The organism is Brachyspira sp. SAP_772 (assembly GCF_009755885.1).
Lineage (GTDB): Bacteria > Spirochaetota > Brachyspiria > Brachyspirales > Brachyspiraceae > Brachyspira.
The window spans coordinates 1-505 of the sequence record NZ_VYIX01000396.1; the positions used below are offsets into that span (position 1 = coordinate 1).

A 505-nucleotide genomic window follows, 5' to 3' on the forward strand; every position below is an offset into this window, starting at 1 on the left:
TTTTAAATTCGGTACACCAAGCATAATATCAATGCTAGTTGGTGCATTATATAACATAGTAGACCAAATATTTATAGGACAAGGAGTAGGCMTAAATGGAAATGCAGCCACCAATGTCGCCTTTCCTCTAACAACAATATGTGTTTCTATATCATTATTTTTAGGTCTTGGAGGAGCTTCTTCATATAGCCTCTTGCTTGGAAGAGGAGAAAGAGAAAAAGCAACAACTATTATAGGAAATACAATATCTTTGGCATTTATTTTTAGTATTATACTAACTATAATAGTAAAAGTATTTGTAAAAAAAATAATGTATATGTTCGGCTCTACGGAAGAGGTATTAAGCTATGCTATAAAATATAGTTCAATAACTTCTACTGGTTTTTTGCCGTTTATATTTTCAAGTATGATGAGCCATATAATAAGGGCAGATGGAAGTCCTAGATATTCAATGATGTCAGTATTGAGTGGAGCTATTGCCAATACTATATTAGACCCTATATTT

Annotated in this window: 1 protein-coding gene; it reads left to right on the plus strand. The window is 31.7% G+C overall.

All coding sequences use genetic code 11. The annotated features are described in order from the left end of the window. Nucleotides 1–505 (plus strand): MATE family efflux transporter (locus GQX97_RS14725; RefSeq protein ID WP_255447446.1); only part of this gene is annotated, 505 nt, incomplete at both ends.